The sequence below is a fragment of the Lysinibacillus sp. DFXJR4 genome (assembly GCF_057196045.1).
The window spans coordinates 49,619-68,551 of sequence record NZ_JBXUNW010000018.1; the positions used below are offsets into that span (position 1 = coordinate 49,619).

The following is an 18,933-nucleotide window of genomic DNA, read 5'->3' on the forward strand; positions in this document are numbered from 1 at the left end:
ACTTATGATTCGTGCTAATGGTAGCTTCGACCTTTTTTCTCTATTGAAGGAAGTAAGTATTTGAATCATTTTTTGCTCTAACTTTAAACGTCATCAGCATTAATACAACTAAAATAAATAATAATGCGAAAAATGCAAAGTCAAAAGTGTTTGTTACATCCTTTATAACACCAACAAGCATCGGAATAATGCCACTAATAATATAACCACCAAATTGAACCATGGCAGTCCATTCACTTGCTTCTTTTGGCGTAGCAGTTGCATCTAATGGTAGAATCATAGCTAATGGGAATAGGCCTCCAGCACCAATGCCCATTAATGTGGCACAGAAAATGGGTGACATCCCGCCAGTTATTAATAACAGAATGCCGATAAAAGAACTTAACGCACAAAGTAGCATCCAAGGTTTTCTCTTTACACTATTATTAATTAAAATCGGAATAATAAAGCTACAAATCATTTGCATAACGGAAAAAATAGTTACCGTTGTTGCGGCGTAGGCATCACTATAACCAACGTCCTGCACTTTTGGAGCGAGCCAGGTCGCCAGGGCGTAATAAACACCTGATTGTAAACCAAACATTATCATAAGGAGCCAAACATATCGATTTCCCCAAGGTAATCGGCTTTTTTGACTGCCAGATTTCTCGATTGTTACTTCAGCTTGCTTTGATTTTTTGATAATAGGCATCCAAACAATGATTCCCATAAGTGCGAATACTGACCATATTGCTAAAGCTGCATTCCACGATTGATGAAAAGCATGCATAACAGGCACGACTAAACCAGCACTTAAAGAGGCTCCAATTCCCATCCCTGCTGAATATACACCAATCATAGTAGAAGAATATTTAGGAAATTCCTTTTTAATATAGCCAGAGATCAGTGGGCCTGTAATGGCGATACCTATCCCACTAAAAATAGCTGTTAGTAATAAAAGCAATGGAAAAGTCGCTACAAAACGCAATGCCGTAGAAACACCAATTAATAAAACGGATAAAGCAATCGTCAATTCAATACCCCATCTTTCACTTAACTTCCCAGCCAATGGAGCAAAAATCCCCATGCAAAAAACAGGTAGGGCAGTTAGTAAACTTACTACTACACTAGACATCTGTAAATCCATTTGAATATTTTTCAATACTGGTGAGATGGATGTAATGGAAGCTCGTAGATTCATAGAGAGTATAAACAATGAAAAAACACTCCAAATAATTGTAAGATTTTTTGATTTAGTCATAACTGAAAACACCTCTTTTTGTAAATATGAATGATTGTTTGATATACTATAGTTAACTTTCTAAACAAATAAATAAACTATAATTAACCGACTTGTATACTATAATATACTAAATGTATGAAGTCAACAGAAGGGGTGCGACACGTTGAATGAGGAAAATATTGACTTATCTAGTCAAGTTGGGCTTAATCTAAGAGAAATTCGAAAAAGCAAAAGGATGAGTCTTGATGATTTAGCAAATGTAAGTAATGTTAGTAAATTGACGTTAGGAAAAATTGAAAGAGGGGAAACGAATCCAACCGTCAATATTCTTTGGAAAATATGTAGAGGGCTTAATATTCCACTTGTCTCTTTACTATCATTTAAGGAAAATATAGAAGTGCATAGATTTGGATCAAATTACCAATTTTCAGGAAATAATAATGATTGGTTTGTCGAGCCATTATTTAATACACATGGAACGGAATGGTATAGAGGTTGTATCGAACCAAATAGTGCGTACAGTGAATGTCACTTAGCGGGATCAGAAGAAATTGTCCTTGTATTAAACGGGCAATTGGAGATGAAGGTAGGAGAAAAAATTCATCAATTAAATCAATGGGATGTCATTAAATTTAATGGCGAAGAGCTTCACACATACATTAATCGTTCCAACGAAAAAGTACATTTGATGCTCTCGTTAAGCTACACAACTCGATAGTTTGTCATAAAAAAATCGTCCTTACTCATCAAGTAAAGGACGACTTTTTTCATACTCTCGTCTAGAGATATCCCCAAATCATACATAATAACGTCCCAAAAATGGTAACGAGCGCAATGATCAACGCATAATAAATATTGGTAAAGATCGCAGGTTTATCCTCTGTTTCACCAGCATGCATAAAGACGACTACCTGTAAGCCAGCCTGAATAAATGCTGTGACTAAAAGTATTGTCATGGTAATGGGCGATGATATATCAAAAAAATACACACATGCTGCAAAGATGGTAAGGATAATTGACAGGGCAAATCCCATAACTTGTTTTAGTGGGAATAAATCACTCATTTCAAACCATTCCTTTCAAGTAAATGAAACTGAAGATAAAGATCCATACCACATCTAAAAAGTGCCAGTATAAGGAGAAGATGAAAGATTTATTGGCTGTCTCAGGCGTCAACCCACGCTGAATTAGTTGGTAGACAATAAACATACCCCAGAACACCCCAAAAGTGACGTGCGCACCATGCGTCCCTAATGTTGTCAAAAGGGTAGCTGTAAAGGCACTTGTTTGTAATCCTGCACCAACATGCACATAATGAATGAACTCATACACTTCAAAACCAATAAATGCTACACCAAGTAGTAGCGTCAAAACATAGAACGTTATCATCGCTTTCGTATAACCCTTGCGCATGGCATGTATGCCTAAGCCAATGGTAAAGCTACTTGTTAAGAGAATAAAAGTTTCAAATAAAACAGGTGTAATTTCAAAAATATCAGCTCCTGTAGGGCCATTTCCAGTGCGATCCACTAAAACAAAATAAGCTGCGAACAGCGTCCCAAAAAGCATGATTTCAGCACCAATAAAAACCCAAAAGCCTAAAATATTCAATTGATTTTGCTGTGTACTATATTCTAAAGGAAGTGATTGATCGATTTTCATGATTGACTACCTCGCAATTTCGATTCCGTTGCTTTCACTTTTTCGACAGAAACATAATGTCCTGGATCTTTTTCCAACGAACGGTGCGCCATACAAATAAAAATACCGATAGTTGTAACAATAGTTGGAATCCACATACCAAATACAAATGAAAAGCCCCAAGCAAAGAAAATACAGCCTAAAATGAAAGGTACACCACTGTTATTTGGCATATGAATGTTTTCAAATTGCTCTGGGAACAAATCATGCTGACGATATTTTGCATCCCATAAGGCCTCCGTTGAAATGACATACGGCACCTTTGCAAAGTTATAGTACGGCACAGGACTTGGTGTAGCCCATTCTAATGTACGTGCGTCCCATGGATCTGAGCCAACGTTTCTTGGAGCATAACGTATGCTGTAATAAACGTTGTATACAATTAAAATAAAGCCAATTGTAAGGCCAATTGCACCGATAAAAGAAACCATATTCCACATACCAAAACCTGTGGAGGCTGAGTAAGTGTACATACGCCGTGCTTGTCCATCTAAGCCAGAGAAGAACATTGGCATAAAGGCTAGTAAGGTGCTGATCGCAATAATCCAGGCGGTTACTTTGCCTATTTTTTCATTTAACATAAAGCCAAACATTTTTGGCCAATAGTAATGTAAGCCTGCTAACATCGCAAATACAACACCTGGAATAATTACCATATGGAAGTGTGCTACTAAAAACATTGTATTATGGTATTGGTAGTCAGCCGCAGACATACCAAGCATCACGCCTGTTACGCCACCTATTGTAAACGTAGGGATAAACAACATGGAATATAACATCGGCGTTGTAAAGACAATTTTTCCTTTCCATAGGGTGAATAACCAGTTAAAGATTTTAACTCCAGTAGGGACAGCAATGGCCATCGTTGTTATTGAAAAAATACTATTTGTTAAAGCACCTTGTCCCATCGTAAAGAAATGATGGGTCCATACTAAAAACGATAGGAAGGAGATAATAACCATTGAACCGACCATCGATTTATAGCCATAGAGATTGCGGCCAGAGAATGTAGAAATAATCTCACTGTAAAGTCCAAAGGCCGGTAAAATCAGGATATAAACCTCCGGATGTCCCCATACCCAGAAGAAATTCGCCCACAGCATATCCATACCCCCGTTGGAAGATGTGAAGAAATTCGTAGCAAATAGGCGGTCAAAAGTTCCCATGACAAGTGCAACCGTTAATACTGGAAAGGCAAAAACGATAATTACATTTGCGACGAAAGAAGACCATGTAAACATTGGCATTTTCATTAATGTCATACCTGGTGCTCGCATTTTAAGAATCGTAACAATCATGTTAATACCAGTAATTAATGTACCGAGACCAGAAATTTGTAGAGCAAACAAGTAATAGTTCGTCCCTACTGATTGACTAAATTCATTACTAGCAAGAGGGAAATAATTCGTCCAGCCAGCATCAGGAGAGCCGCCAATGACAAAGGAAATATTTAATAGCATGGCCCCCATGAAAAAAAGCCAAAAACTTAGAGCATTCAAACGTGGGAAGGCCACGTCCCTTGCCCCAATTTGAAGTGGCACAATGTAGTTCATAAAGGCCATAATAAACGGCATGGCCATAAATATAATCATTACAGTTCCGTGTGTTGTAAATATTTCATTATAATGCTGGGCATCTAGTAACTTATTGTCAGGTACTGCCATTTGTGCTCGCATCATAATAGCATCCGCTCCACCACGGAAAAGCATAAGAAGGGCTGAAATTAAATACATAATACCAATTCGTTTATGGTCAACTGTTGTTAACCATTCACGCCAAAGGTAGCCCCATTTTTTAAAATAGGTTAATCCTACAATCATCGCTATCACCGTAAGACCAATAGCGACCATTGAGGCATAAATAGCCGGGCTTGGATGGGGTATCGCAAATCGTTCAAAGTAATCCATCTGACTATGTCTCCTTTCGACATCAACCTTATCGTAAACTAGTTCATTTCGAGAATTTCAAGATTGTTTTATTGAGATGCATGATCTTTTACGTGAGAAGAACCATGCTGATGTCCACCATTTTCACCCTCAGGTGCTGGCAAAAACGTTAAATGCGTTCCTGTGTAAGTGGACTGTCCCACATGCCCTGGTTCTAGTAACGTATTAAATTTTTCCTCCGTTAATAGATCTGCTGTTGCTTTTACTTCCATTACCCAGTCTTCAAAATCATCCTGAGTCACTGCTGTAACGTTAAACGTGTTTTCAGCGAACCCTTTTCCATTAAAGTTTGCATTTCTTCCCATAAACTCTCCTGGCTTATCTGCAGCCAAATGCAATGTATTCACCATATCGGCCATTGCATATTTTTGACCACCAAGCTGGGGAATCCAGAAGCTAGTAATCGGTCCATACGAATAAAGTTTGAATTCAATTGGTCGCTCTGCAGGAATATACAAATAATTTACGGTTTCAATATCTTCTTCTGGATAACTAAAATGCCATTTCCAGTTAGAGGTTGAAGCATAAATGACCAATGGCTTCTCATCTTTGTATTTTTCTGGCGTCGATTCCACCTTATAATTACTTTGAACGGAAATAATAGACATGTAAGCAACTATTAAAACAGGTATGCCTACACAAATGATTTCAACCATTGTACTCCCCTTAATGTGGGGAGGCTTATAGTCGGGACTTTGCTTAGAAGCACGATAATTCATTAACATATAAGCTAAAATCACGAAAACAATTAGTACAATAAAAGACATAATTCCTATAGAAAGCATAATATCTTTGGCTTGTACTTGAGCCTGAGGACCTTTTGGATCTAATACTAATAACGGGTCACAGCCGGTTAACATAGTGACAATAGTGAAAAGACTGACTAATTTAAGCCAACTTTTTTTCATATACAAACCCCTTTAACTAATTCTTTGAAGTGCTATCGGTTACTATAGGTTTTGTATGGATTTTGATTCACAATTGATTTTTATCATAGAGGCACATACTTTGAAAGACAAGGCGTTTTGCAAGATAACACAGAATGTTCTAAAACGAAAAAAATAATTTCAGTATAGCTTTATCGAGAAAAATACACGTCTAGTAAGGGTTTTTATAGGATGATAGGGATTGAATTTTAAAGTGGATGGTGAAAGTAATAATAAAGTGGATGGTTAGTGACAGAAGATGTTATATTATGATTGATTTTTTAGCTAATCTGATACTGCTAAAAAAAATTATCATGCTCTATAGAGGTGAGTATATATGGATTGGAAACCTGATCGAAATGCTAAAAAAGCTATCTATAAACAACTCGCAGAATATATTGAAAAAGGTATTGCAGATGGGACATTTCCTCCCGATAAACCTTTACCATCAGAGCGATACTTAGCAAACGTTTTGAACGTAAATAGAAGTACAGTCGTTAGTGCATATGACGAATTGGAAGCATTGGGACTTATTGAACGGAATAGAGGAAGTGGCACAACCATTAGTAAGGATATATGGGGGATCACAAGGAAAAGAATTCCTAGCTGGAATCGATATATTGAGGCAGGCTCCTTTTTACCAAATCTACCTGTCACACAAAAAATAAGAAAGGAAGCAGTGGAACACAAATTAATAAATTTAGCGACAGGAGAATTATCAGAAGATCTTTTCCCTAAAAGCTCATTAAGAGAAATTACAGCAACACGCTCTTTTATTGGTAGCCTTGGATATGATCATCCACAGGGGAGTGAAATACTTCGAACTACCCTCATGAAACATATTAAAGATAGCCGAGGAATTGACACAAAACCTTCTTCCATACTGATTACATCAGGGGCGCAGCAAGCATTACATTTGATTGTTCAATGCTTATTAAAGCCTGGAGATGCAATTGCAATCGAAGATCCTTCGTACAATTATAATCTGCCTATCTTTAAATCTGCAGGCTTACAAATACACTATTTATCTGTTGATAAAGATGGTATCAATCCAGACGATTTGCAAACATTATATAAAAAACATCGTATTAAAATGATTTTTTTAAATCCTGATTTTCACAATCCAACAGGCACTTCTTTAGATATTAAGCGAAGAGAGGCTATTTTAGATATATCCTCAAAGCTTGGTATTCCAGTTGTAGAGGATGATCCCTATAGCTTGACAGCATTTTCTGGGGATAAAATTCCTACCCTAAAATCATTAGATAAAAATGGCAATGTTTTATACATTAGCTCTTTGTCTAAGGTTGTTGCCTCAGGATTACGGATTGGATGGATTGTTGGTCCCACATCCGTTATTGAAAGGTTATCTGATGCAAAGCAACAAATTGACTTTGGTCATTCTAGCTTTACACAGTGGATAGCCAATGATTTTTTAGAATCAATAAACTTTAATTTGCATATCAAAAGTTTAATTAGAGAATTAGAAAAAAGACGAAATACAATTGTTCAAAGTCTCGATACTTATTTAAAAAACCAGGTGGCGTTTTCTATTCCTCAAGGCGGTATCCACATATGGTGTAAAGTGTTGAAGAATTATAGTGAAACAAAATTACTGGAAGAATCGATTAAACAAGGAGTCATTTATGTTCCTGGTTCAACCATGGGATCCCAGAATGGCTTTGTCCGTTTTACGTATGCTAGAGAAGATATGGATTCAATCGATGAAGGAATTAAAAGGTTTGCACAAGCTCTTAATAGCTTATAGTAAGAAGATGAATTTTTGTAAATTATAGACAAATGGATGATTAAAATAGTGGCAAAGTGGATGGTTAAAAATATTCGTAAACTATTTATGATATAGACATGGATCAGAAAAAAATCCATAAAGGCTATCTACTATCATTGAAGTGTGGATTGATTCACAATTATTCACACAGGTAATGAAATCTGTAAGTTATTAGGTAGGTGATAGGATAAACCCTTTGTTGCCATGTAAATTCGTTAGGTAAGAGGTAGTTATCTAATTCAGTGTGATTTAAATGTTAAGGGGGTTATTAAAAAGCTACAAGTAAAAAACCCACTTTTTTTAAAAGAGGTTATAACATTCACAACACGTATCGTTAATTTTGTCTCTGTGTTTTACCTGTTCTAACAGTCTCAATTTTTTAGCTTTTACTGCTGATGAAAAAAATCAAGGCAGTCACTACTTATTATATTTTAAATTTCCCACAACTGTGTATAAGGGTAATAGGCACTCCTTATATACACTATTAAACCTTAGTCAAAAACACTATCGAGCCACCTAGTTTCGATTTTCAATCGGCACTAGGTGGCTGGTTTTGTACACAATTTAATAGCTACGTATTAAGTTGATAAGCTTTGATTATACTAGTGTTTTGCAAGGGGATGGATTTACAAATAGGTAAAAAAATTAAGTTTACAGTGGAAGATGTTGAATTATTTACAAGGTATCAAAACATGGACGGATTTATACGTTGGACGAACAAGCTTGATTTGTTGTTCAAGGGCTGTTGACATCAACAACTACCTACAAAGATCAATGGTGACAATAACGGTAGTTTATATGTCCCGTTTTTGGCAATGATACAATTCCGTTACAATGTAGCTATCAAACAATAGAACCGGATGAAAGCATTTACATGCAAAAACCAGCTAGACAAGAATACTAAAGGGGAATTTTTTGAATCCTTATTTTGAATAACAATTTTGAAGTTACGAAAATACAATTGACAATAAATAGAATTTTGTGTTAAATTGAAAATATTAAATTTGAACGAACGGAGGGTGAAAAATTTGAGCAATTGTTTATTTATTAAAAAAGCTAATCTCATAATAAATAAACAAGAAGCTAATTTTCACCTATCATAATTTTAAATCTACCGCCCTATGATTTTTTACACATAGGGTGAAAACTTTTTCGTTGCGCAAGATGCTTCTGTTTATAAACAGAGGCATCTTTTTTTGTATTTATCAAATTTGGGGTGATGCATATGAACAACTAACATTAAACAGTAACATCATGAAAAAGGAAAGGGGAATTTACATGATAGAAATACACAACCTTACCATCAAAACGATAAAAGATAATCGAACGTTAATAGATCATCTTCAACTGAGTACCCAAAAAGGAGATAAGATTGTCATAATAGGGGAAGAGGGCAATGGTAAAAGTACACTATAAAAATGTATTTATAATGACCAATTAATTGCTGATTATTGCACTTATGAAGGAAAAGTTCTTAAAAATGATTATTCACTGGGTTATCTATCACAGGAACTATCAGCTCAAGAAAAAAAGTTAACCATCACTGAGTTATTTTCAGAAAATAATTGGACTAAAGAATTGTTGAAGGCGATGGATGATTTTAGGATTGACTCATTTGCTTCAGATAAAAGGATAGGTGATTTATCGGGGAGCGATTTAAGTATCGTTTTTTAAAGCTACTCTCCTTAAATCCTGATGTTCTTTTATTAGATGAACCGACAAATGATTTGGATATAGGCACAATCGAATGGCTAGAAAGATTTATTCAGCAAACATCGATACCTGTTATTTTTGTATCACATGATGAAACATTTATCAGTAATACGGAAAACGCAATTATTCACATTGAGCTTACCAATCGCAAGCAAACACCTAAATATACCTTTACAAAAGAGCCTTATGAATCGTACCTTTTTCATCGAGAAAACAATTTGCAAAAGCAAGAACAGATCGCTAAAAAACAAGTATCTGATTATAAAAAACAAGTGAATAAGTGGCATGATGTATGGAATAAGGCTGAGCATCAGAATGTGTCACGCTCAGACCCCAGATTACAAAAGAAAATAAAGTCATTAAAAAATCAAAAAAAACGTATGGACAAAGCTACAGAGGATTTTTTAGAGATACCAGGAGTAGAAGAGGCTAGTGAATTTCACTTTGATTCGACTATACATGTACATCGCCATAAAAAAATTCTAGAGCTATCATTAGAAACACTTGATATAGCAAATAAACAACTTTCCCAAAATATAAAGTTATCCATTACTGGAGCAGAAAAAGTGGCGATTATTGGGGAAAATGGAGTAGGAAAATCAACATTATTAAAAATTATTATGGATCAGATAAAGGAACATTCTTCATTAAAAATAGGATACATGCCACAAAACTATGAGGATCTATTGGACCCAACTCTATCACCTATTCGTTTTCTAGTGACAACTGGTGAAAAAGAAGCCATGACAAAAGCCTTCACACATTTAGGCAGTATGAAATTTACTAGCGTTGAAATGCAGCAGACAATAGGGCATCTGAGTGGGGGTCAAAAAGCAAAGCTACTGTTAGTAAAAATGATCATGGATGGTTGCGAAATATTGATATTAGATGAACCAACGAGAAATTTTAGTCCTTTGACAACGCCTGTTTTGTGTCAGGCATTAGCGCAATATGGTGGAGCCATTATTAGTGTTTCACATGATCGGCGTTATTTAAAAGAAGTAGCATCAACCATTTATGAATTAACTAGTGAAGGTTTAACGAAAAAATAGGATAAGCAAAGAAAAAGTCGAATTCCTGTAGTGAAGGAATCGACTTTTTTTGCAAAAAAATTATGTAGAAAACATTGAAATAAATGATGTCTTATGATAAATTTATATGGCTAGACATTGTATAATTTACGGAACGCGCATTATCCCTATTTTAATTATACAATACATTCTATACTTTCGTCAACAATTTTATGATTGGTTTTTAAAGGGGTGGTAGCTATGAAATCAGAAGGGGCACTACAATGGATTGGAGGAAAAAACTACTAAACTCATTGACGAAGAAATAAGACTTTTAAGAAGCTTCATTAAGATGAGAGTTTGTAAATGAAAAAGAGAAAGAAAGTAGGACTGATACTACATGTCAGAGAAAACAATATCTGTTCAGACAAAACCGCCATACGGCATGATCGCCATTTTATTTATTGGGGCATTTGTTGCCATTTTGAATGAAACACTACTAAATATTGCTCTTCCAGCTATTATGGAAGAATTTGAGGTCAATGCCACTGCGGTACAATGGCTTTCAACAGGCTATATGCTAATTAACGGGATTTTAATACCCGCAAGTGCGTTCTTTATTCAACGCTTCACGGATAAAAGGTTATTTATAATTGCAATGGCCTTGTTTACTTTGGGAACATTTTTAGCTAGTATTGCACCCGCATTTGGCGTATTATTAGGGGCTCGTATGATTCAAGCTGCCGGATCTGCAATTATGATGCCATTATTAATGAATGTTATGTTAACTGCATTTCCAGTCGAAAAACGAGGGGCAGCAATGGGGATGTTTGGGCTGGTAATGATTACAGCTCCTGCGATTGGACCAACACTTTCTGGATGGTTAATCGAGCATTATAGCTGGAGAATGTTATTTGATTTGGTATTGCCAATTGCCATTTTAACCTTAATTTTTGCAGCCTTTAAATTAAAGAATGTTACACCACAACGTGCTATTAAGCTGGATGTACTATCTCTTATTTTATCCAGTATCGGGTTTGGTGGCTTGCTTTATGGCTTTAGCTCTGCAGGGGAAAAAGGGTGGGATAATGTACTTGTCTACGGTACGATTATTATTGGTACACTTGCTTTAATTACCTTTATCCTTCGTCAGCTACGAATGGATGAGCCTATGCTTGAGTTTCGTATTTTCAAATATCCGATGTTCGCCTTATCCACAACCATTTCAATCGTAATTTCGGTTGCAATGTTCTCAGCCATGATCTTAATGCCGATTTATGTGCAAACTATTCGTGGGATTTCACCAATGGATTCTGGCCTGTTAATGCTTCCTGGCGCTATTGTCATGGGGATTATGTCGCCAATTACAGGTAAACTCTTTGATAAATACGGTGCAAGAACTTTGGCTGTCATTGGATTGATCATTACCATTGTCACAACTTATTACTTTAGCAAAATCGGTTTGCATACTGCTTATTCTACTCTTGTAGTGCTCTACACTTTACGTATGTTTGGGATGTCAATGGTTATGATGCCAGTAATGACAAACGGTTTAAATCAGTTACCAGCCCATAATAATCCACATGGAACAGCGATGAACAATACATTGCAGCAGGTATCTGGTGCTATAGGTTCTGCAGTATTAATTACCGTTATGAACAATATAACTACTGTAAAAGCAGAGGAATTAGCTGCTAAAGCAATGAACAATATGAGTGCCAATGCTGCTCAATCATCCGCACAGGCTACAGCTGAAGTACAACAACAAATTATGAATGAAGCCATGCTACATGGTATTAATTTCACCTTCTTTATTTCAACATTGATTACGGTGATTGCTCTTATTCTCGCTTTCTTTATTAAAAGAGTCAAACCTAATCAAGTGATAGATATGGAGATTCAGAGGGATGTTCGGGGGGAATAGATAATTTGTCAATCCACAAAGGGGAGATTGTAGTAAACCAATACAAAGTCCGCATTACTCCGTATAAACCTAAATACGCTGAACAAACGGTAGCTATGTGGCAAAATAGTAAGGAACAGGCTATTGGACAAAAAGAAATTCACAGTTTTGAAAATCACGTTTACTTTTTAAATCATCTATTACCTGAACAGTTTCAAATAGATTTAGCGTTAATGGATGAAAAGGTAGTCGGCGTAATTGTTTATAATAGAAGGGAAATAAACCAACTGTATATTCATATAGATTATCAAGGAATCGGTATAGGTCAAATATTATTAGATAAAGTAAAGACACAATCATGCGGTAGATTAACCTTATATACATTTGAGGTAAATGAAAATGCTCAACGATTTTATGAAAAACATGGTTTTAAAGTCATAGGTAAAGGACATAAAAATGAAGAGAATTTACCTGATATACAATATGAATGGATTTCCTCCAAATAATGTATTCGAGTTCTTTAATACCAATAGTATAACGTAAGACATACGTAAAAAACGTTCATCTAAAAATGATGAACGTTTTTTTGAGTAGATGAATGATTATACATAAATGAATCCCATCTTTGAGCCACCACATACAAATGCGAAAACATTGCTAGTAGAAACACCAAATGCTACGGTTGAAGCTATTCGAACAATCGCCTCCATTTTAGGTTCAAGTGATGCCTATTATTTCATGACCATCTTAGCGATTATCGCATTTGTTTTAACACTATTCGTTCCATCTAAAAAAGATGAAACAGTAAATATCAATATGGTGTAATTATTATTCTACTGAGATCGAAATGCCAAGTAACCAATGGTTCAATGCGATTAGTCAATCTAGCCATTATGCAGTAAATTTATAGGGTTTGATAAGAAAACAAATTTAGTATTTTACAAATCCATTGAAATCAGAATGCATGTTCGTTAAAATAGAAAAAGACAAAGGTGAAGGATTCGAAATATGTTTTGGGTTGATATGGCTGAATTTGCGAGTAAAGATCCTAATGACTGGCTTGGCTTCTCTACACACTGGAACAAAATACTTAATGATAAGGATATTATTAAGCAAACGATTATTGTCAAAAATAAGGTAGTTGGTATATTCCTTGTTTTGAGCAGTTTGGTCATCCAGAAGTTAGCTATTGGATTGGCAAGGAATATTGGGGACAAGGAATAAGTTTATCCTCACCCTTATTAAAATAAGAATAAGGCGCTAAGGATAATCATAAAAAAGGAAGTGCTAAAAGATGAATGTAGCAATGATTATGCAGGAGCTTGAAGCCCTAGGTAAGGAACGAACTAAAAAAATATACATGTCCAATGGGGCACATGAACCACTTTTTGGCGTAGCAACAGGCGCTATGAAGCCGATTGCAAAGGAAATAAAAATTGATCAAGCATTAGCAGAAGAACTTTATGCGACAGGCAACTACGATGCCATGTACCTCGCGGGTATTATTGCAGATTCAAATGCTATGACTCTGACAGATTATAATCGTTGGATAGATGCTGCATATTTTTATATGCTATCGGATTACGTGGTAGCCGTTACTTTAGCGGAAGCAGATATTGCACAAGAAGTTGCAGATCAATGGATTACTAGTGGGGAAGAGTTAAAAATGTCGGCTGGTTGGAGCTGCTACTGTTGGCTTTTAGGAAATCGAGCTGATGTTGAATTTTCAGAAAGTAAAATTGCCAACATGCTTGAAATGGTAAAAAATACGATTCACCAAGCTCCGGAGCGAACGAAATCAGCTATGAATAATTTTCTATACACTGTTGGGATTTCATATGTGCCACTACATGGTATGGCACTCGAAATTGCGAAAGAAGTAGGGCCAGTCGAGCTCAAACGAGACAAGAAAAAGAGCACTATTTTACACGCATACGAAAGTATCCAGAAAGAAGTAGAAAAAGGGAGGTTAGGTTTCAAACGTAAATATGTAAGATGTTGAATAATGAAATCTCCATTTTTTCACTCTTAGTGGGATTCGTTGAATATTAAATAACCTAAATTTACCATTTAATAGATCAACTTATATATCATAAAGAGATAAAACCTTTAAAAGAAATTTTCCTGAATCGAGTACTAAAGAAAATGGCGTCTCCATCATACAGGAGTCGCCATTTTAAAAAGTTATTTAGTTAGTCGCTCGATAAAGGTATCTAATTGAACCAATGTTACATTATCGTTTACTCCAAATGTCCCGTCTCCCTTACCTACCGTAATTTTATTTGAGGAGAGAATGGCTACATAATTAGATGCCCAATGTGTACTGAGAACATCTGCGAATTCCTGTGCATTTCCTTGTTGTTTTAATTTAAATGCTTCCACTAAAACTTTTGACAATTGACCGCGTGTAATAGATGAGCCTGGATTGAATTTTCCATTTTCATCACCAGTAAAGACACCAATTTTCTTTAATGCCCCAGCAGCACCTGCATATTTAGATGATGGTTTAACATCAGGGAAACTTGAGTTTGTATCACTTGTATCTAAATGTAATATCTCAGCAAGTCGAAGAGCAACCTCTCCACGTGACGCATAAATGCTAAAATCTATTTCTGCGTTTTTAACTTCGCCAATTTCATTTTCAGAGAAGTTTGCAATACGTTTTGCCCCTATGTAACGAGATCCCCAGTAGTATGGGTCATTAATTTTATCTATTTTAACCCCAGAGCTAGTAGTAGCAGAAATAAAATTGCTATCACCTATGTATATTCCAACATGTGAAACACCGTCTCCTGATGTATTAAAAAATACAAGATCACCCGTCTGTAAATGGTCTTTAGATATAGAAGAACCTTGTTGATACTGAGCTTTTGAAGTACGCTCTAATGAAATTCCTAACTTAGCAAAAACTAATTGTGTATATGCCGAGCAATCAACGCCTGTCTTAATATCTGTACCTCCATATTTATACGGGATGCCAATATATGATTTTGCTGTATTTGATAAATCTGTTATTGTCGCTGCTTTAGCATCATTTATACCCATTCCTGTGAAGAGTGCAAAGGATGCAAAAATTGGTAGTAACCATTTTTTCTTCAATTTAAACTTACTCCTTTCAAATAGCTTTCGCCTTTGACTAGAGTAAGAATAGCATGAAAAATATAAGCGTGATTTTTCATTAATATTACTAATTATTTATTCTCAGTAAAATTGAAACCTTAATTTTATCTGTGTAAAATATCTGCAATAAACATGGGTAAACTTACTAATAATATATGAAATAATTAGATATGCAGGGATATATGTCTTATTTTTATATTTTCTCCAACTTTGAATCTATAAGTTTCGTATATATCTTTACAATTATTTTTGAGAAGTGGTCATGGGGGAGAAGCCTACTCAAAAAGAGATGTAGAAGAAATTAAAAAGGGGTTTGAGCTTTAATCTGTATATTGGGAAGTCTCATTCATGGGGGGAAAATCCATTCCAAAGTTCTATTTCTGCCTCTATTGTGTATACATATAAAAGATTAGTAGAATGGAGGACTATTCATGCAGTTTTATTATGAAATCAGATGCCATTACGTGTTCTTGATGAAGCCGAATTTTGGAAACACCAAGAAGAAGAACATACTGTTGTTATCAGAGAACTTGTAAAAGATCTAGAGCAAGAATATGTCGAGGCATTAAAGGAGTGGGAAAAAGCATTTGCCCAGACACATCAGCAAGTAGTTAGATATATTGAGACCGTTAATCGTTCTCAGGGGCAGGTTTCTCAAACTCTTTTCCAGAATATTTTTCAGCTTACTTCTTTTTGCCTTCAACAGAGTGAACAATTTATTAATTTCTGTCGTTCCCTTATAGATGAAAGTAAGCCGATTAGCACCAATTCAACAGCTAAAGTTGTTTTAAATCATATAATTGTTGAATCAGAGTATTTTATTGGGATTGCTCAAACAATTTTATATCAACAAATGTAAAAATAATCCAATTAATATGGCTATGGTCATTCAACAAGATATACTATTAAATAGTTAAATCAAGGGATACCAGCGAAATTAACACTATCCGCAATATCGATAAATACCTCCAAAACGAATACCCCCATCCTGTTGTGGATGGGGGTAAATACATTCCCTTTTGTTATATCTATGTCATTTGACAGTAGATTCAAGATTTCCTAAATGTATCTTTAGGATACGATAATTTGATTAAAGTTTATGAAAATCTAGCAGGTTAATTTTTGACATCCTGAAGAATAGTACCCTTCCTCCAATGTAGCTTCCGTAATGTTTCGTAATTGACTAAAACCGTTCCTACAATAATCGTCAAAGTTCCTATACCAGTTAGCCAAGAAATATATTCATGATAGAATGCAACCCCTAGCATAACAGCAATTAAAGGTGAAATATACAGCCATGTAGAAGGAAAAACAGGATTTGTCCGTGAGACGAGCCAATAATAAATACTATGGCCGATCATTGAACCAACAATCGTTAAATAAAGAAAAGAGCCAATGGAAGCTGGACTTAAAAGATAATCAAGCTGAATGTTCTCGGTAAAAAATGACAAAATGATTAATAGAATCCCACCATGCATCATTTGGGCTGCATTTAAAGCTATCGGTGATGTCGCTTCAAATTTTCGAATGACATGCTTCGTATAAATCGTTCCAGATGCATAAAAAGCTTCACCCAGTATAATAGCGAAACAACCAATCATCCAGAAGGGGCTAATCTCAATTGAAAAGCTAGGTAAGATCAAGAGCGTGACACCAATGACTCCCACGATACAACCAATGAATGAATTCCGATTTCCTTTTTGCTTCAAGATGAATGTCTGAATAATGATGATCATCATTGGACCTGTAGCAGATAAGACCGCTGCAATCCCTGATGTTACATACTGTTCTGCCCAGTATAATGTGGCAAACGTCCCGAAGGTTAAACCTACTCCTGTAAAAAACATCTCTTTCCGAAATAATAACCTTATTGTTGTTTTCTTTCTCCACACCATAAAACTAAATAGCAGCAAACCAGCAATGAAAAAACGAAGTCCAGCTGATAAAAATGGAGGCACGCCTGCATCAACACCAATTTTTATCGCTAAAAATGTCGTTCCAAAAATCAAACACATAAAGAAATAATTAATAATAACCATATAAAACTCCTCCTCTTTTTCTATCATAAAAGACAGAGGATAGAACAGATTGAAAAAGATAGAACAGATTAGCTTGGGACGTGGTACAATCGTTTTGAAAAGGAGGAATCGATGTGAGGAAAGCAATTAGAAATGAGGACTATCTTTTTAAGAAAGTATACGATTATGTACTTCACAGAATAGAACGAAAAGAATGGAAAGAGCATGAAAAGATTCCCTCCGTACGGCAATTAGCATGTGAAATGAATGTTCATCGATTAACCATCTTAAAGGCATATCAATTACTGAAACAGCATGACAAAGTTTATGTAAAAGATAAAGCAGGCTATTTTGTACAATCAAATGGGAAGAAAAATCTTGAGTACCTAAACCTAGACAATCCAATTGTTTCTGCCTATGTACAAAAAAATCATTTATCTGAAATCCATCAAACTCCTGTTTCCTATCAGTTTTCTCAGGCATTAATTGATCCCAATCTTTTGCCGAATCATTATTTTTCAGAATATGTGAAGAACGTGTTTGACCTTTATCCAAAAGTACTTGCAACCTACTCTACGGTGCAAGGTGATTTGGAGTTACGTGAAACACTTGCTCAATATTTTATCAATCAATATAAAACTCACATCCATGCAGATAATCTGTTAATCACCTCAGGCTCACAGCAAGCGATACACTTAATCGCGCAAACTTTTATTAAGCCAGGAGACGTCGTTTTATTTGAACGTCCAAGCTACAGTGCTGCAATTGATATTTTTAGAGCGCAGGGAGCACAGATTGTAACGGTTGATATCCATCCAGACGGGTACGATTTAGAGCAAGTTGAATACTATATTAAACAATATAAACCACTGCTATTTTATCTTAACCCAACATTCCATAACCCGACTGGTTATACTGTTTCCATCGAGCAGCGCAAAAAATTAGTAGAATTAGCTGAACAATATCGTTTTTTAATCATTGAGGACGATGCCTATCACGACATCTATTTTGATCATGCCCCGCCACCACCAATTTACACTTATGATGCAGCTGGGACCGTCATTTATATCCGAAGCTTCTGTAAATATATCTCACCTGGTTTGAGAATCGCGGCTGTTATCTGTCCCTCATCCTTAATGAATGCACTACTAACAGTAAAATCATTAGCTGATAATGGCTCACCGCTTCTCAATCAAAAAATTTTTCTCCATTACTTTTCATCACTAAGATTGCAGCAGCACCTAGAGAAAATACGGATTGCCCTTCAGATCCGAAAGGAAATTATGGAGGAAGAGCTAGCAGTAACAGATTGGAAATGGATCAGTCCAAAAGGTGGTCTTAATTTATGGGTGCAGCTTCCAGATACACTTCCAACTGAATTATTATTAAGCAAAAGTATTGAGCAATCTATATCCTTTGTGCCAGGTCAAGTTTGTGATCCATTAAAACAACTATCATCCTGGATACGTTTAAGCTATTCATACGTAAATGAAATACAGCTACGTGAAGGGGTAAAAGGGTTTGTGGCAGTAGCACAATCTCTTTCTATGTGAGGGGAGAGGCTTTGATTAAAGGTTTGCATAAC

The 18,933-nt window shown here is 35.6% G+C and carries 17 protein-coding genes and 1 pseudogene; 11 read left to right on the forward strand and 7 right to left on the reverse strand.

Annotated elements, in window-relative coordinates; translation table 11 throughout:
• Window positions 1-40: 40 nt before the first annotated feature.
• Complete coding sequence (locus AC2CGN_RS22105) at window positions 41-1,240, reverse strand: MFS transporter (RefSeq protein WP_484516261.1); 1,200 nt, start codon at window positions 1,238-1,240, stop codon at window positions 41-43.
• Between the two features lie 145 nt (window positions 1,241-1,385).
• Between AC2CGN_RS22105 and AC2CGN_RS22110 the strand changes: the two genes are divergently transcribed.
• The gene (locus tag AC2CGN_RS22110; protein WP_484516263.1) at window positions 1,386-1,940 is read left to right on the forward strand and encodes a helix-turn-helix domain-containing protein; all 555 of its coding nucleotides are present in this window, start codon (window positions 1,386-1,388) and stop codon (window positions 1,938-1,940) included.
• Between the two features lie 61 nt (window positions 1,941-2,001).
• Here the strand turns inward: AC2CGN_RS22110 and qoxD are convergent, their stop codons facing one another.
• The 4 genes from qoxD to qoxA form a co-directional block, all read right to left on the reverse strand.
• Entirely contained in the window at window positions 2,002-2,286 is a 285-nt protein-coding gene (gene qoxD, locus AC2CGN_RS22115; protein ID WP_484516265.1) for a cytochrome aa3 quinol oxidase subunit IV, read from the reverse strand.
• Between the two features lies 1 nt (window position 2,287).
• Window positions 2,288-2,884 (reverse strand): cytochrome aa3 quinol oxidase subunit III, encoded by a 597-nt coding sequence (gene qoxC, locus AC2CGN_RS22120; protein WP_283868049.1) that lies wholly within the window; start codon window positions 2,882-2,884, stop codon window positions 2,288-2,290.
• The gene (gene qoxB / locus AC2CGN_RS22125; RefSeq protein ID WP_484516267.1) at window positions 2,881-4,830 is read right to left on the reverse strand and encodes a cytochrome aa3 quinol oxidase subunit I; all 1,950 of its coding nucleotides are present in this window, start codon (window positions 4,828-4,830) and stop codon (window positions 2,881-2,883) included. Before qoxB ends, qoxC begins: the two co-directional genes overlap by 4 nt.
• 68 nt (window positions 4,831-4,898) lie before the next feature.
• A complete protein-coding gene (gene qoxA / locus AC2CGN_RS22130) occupies window positions 4,899-5,777 on the reverse strand; it encodes a cytochrome aa3 quinol oxidase subunit II (protein WP_484516269.1) in 879 nt (292 codons plus the stop codon).
• 355 nt (window positions 5,778-6,132) lie between these two features.
• Here qoxA and pdxR point away from each other — a divergent pair, with 355 nt between their 5' ends.
• The 8 genes from pdxR to AC2CGN_RS22170 all read left to right on the forward strand — a co-directional run bounded on the left by pdxR (window position 6,133) and on the right by AC2CGN_RS22170 (window position 14,212).
• Window positions 6,133-7,563 carry a MocR-like pyridoxine biosynthesis transcription factor PdxR gene (gene pdxR / locus AC2CGN_RS22135; protein WP_429981797.1) on the forward strand — a complete coding sequence of 477 codons (1,431 nt, stop codon included), beginning with the start codon at window positions 6,133-6,135 and terminating at the stop codon, window positions 7,561-7,563.
• A gap of 1,275 nt (window positions 7,564-8,838) precedes the next feature.
• Window positions 8,839-9,000 carry a hypothetical protein gene (locus AC2CGN_RS22140; RefSeq protein ID WP_484516272.1) on the forward strand — a complete coding sequence of 54 codons (162 nt, stop codon included), beginning with the start codon at window positions 8,839-8,841 and terminating at the stop codon, window positions 8,998-9,000.
• Window positions 9,001-9,311: 311 nt separating this feature from the next.
• The gene (locus AC2CGN_RS22145; protein ID WP_484516274.1) at window positions 9,312-10,349 is read left to right on the forward strand and encodes an ATP-binding cassette domain-containing protein; all 1,038 of its coding nucleotides are present in this window, start codon (window positions 9,312-9,314) and stop codon (window positions 10,347-10,349) included.
• 358 nt (window positions 10,350-10,707) lie between these two features.
• Window positions 10,708-12,231, forward strand: a complete 1,524-nt coding sequence (locus AC2CGN_RS22150) for a DHA2 family efflux MFS transporter permease subunit (protein ID WP_484516276.1) — start codon at window positions 10,708-10,710, stop codon at window positions 12,229-12,231.
• A 95-nt stretch (window positions 12,232-12,326) separates the two neighbouring features.
• Window positions 12,327-12,716 carry a GNAT family N-acetyltransferase gene (locus AC2CGN_RS22155; protein ID WP_484516309.1) on the forward strand — a complete coding sequence of 130 codons (390 nt, stop codon included), beginning with the start codon at window positions 12,327-12,329 and terminating at the stop codon, window positions 12,714-12,716.
• Window positions 12,717-12,822: 106 nt separating this feature from the next.
• On the forward strand, window positions 12,823-13,035 hold the full coding sequence (locus AC2CGN_RS22160; RefSeq protein WP_484516278.1) for a hypothetical protein: 213 nt from the start codon (window positions 12,823-12,825) through the stop codon (window positions 13,033-13,035).
• A 183-nt stretch (window positions 13,036-13,218) separates the two neighbouring features.
• The gene (locus AC2CGN_RS22165; protein ID WP_484516280.1) at window positions 13,219-13,434 is read left to right on the forward strand and encodes a hypothetical protein; all 216 of its coding nucleotides are present in this window, start codon (window positions 13,219-13,221) and stop codon (window positions 13,432-13,434) included.
• A 70-nt stretch (window positions 13,435-13,504) separates the two neighbouring features.
• On the forward strand, window positions 13,505-14,212 hold the full coding sequence (locus AC2CGN_RS22170) for a DNA alkylation repair protein (protein ID WP_484516281.1): 708 nt from the start codon (window positions 13,505-13,507) through the stop codon (window positions 14,210-14,212).
• Window positions 14,213-14,394: 182 nt separating this feature from the next.
• Here the strand turns inward: AC2CGN_RS22170 and AC2CGN_RS22175 are convergent, their stop codons facing one another.
• Window positions 14,395-15,309, reverse strand: coding sequence for a C40 family peptidase (locus tag AC2CGN_RS22175; protein ID WP_286924401.1), 915 nt, complete (start codon window positions 15,307-15,309; stop codon window positions 14,395-14,397).
• Window positions 15,310-15,761: 452 nt separating this feature from the next.
• On the opposite strand from AC2CGN_RS22175, the pseudogene AC2CGN_RS22180 reads away from it, so the two are divergent.
• Window positions 15,762-16,189: pseudogene (locus AC2CGN_RS22180) on the forward strand (DUF2935 domain-containing protein).
• A gap of 256 nt (window positions 16,190-16,445) precedes the next feature.
• On the opposite strand, the gene AC2CGN_RS22185 reads toward AC2CGN_RS22180, so the two are convergent.
• Entirely contained in the window at window positions 16,446-17,369 is a 924-nt protein-coding gene (locus tag AC2CGN_RS22185) for a DMT family transporter (protein WP_429990201.1), read from the reverse strand.
• 113 nt (window positions 17,370-17,482) lie between these two features.
• Between AC2CGN_RS22185 and AC2CGN_RS22190 the strand changes: the two genes are divergently transcribed.
• Entirely contained in the window at window positions 17,483-18,901 is a 1,419-nt protein-coding gene (locus tag AC2CGN_RS22190; protein ID WP_484516284.1) for an aminotransferase-like domain-containing protein, read from the forward strand.
• Window positions 18,902-18,933: the final 32 nt, after the last annotated feature.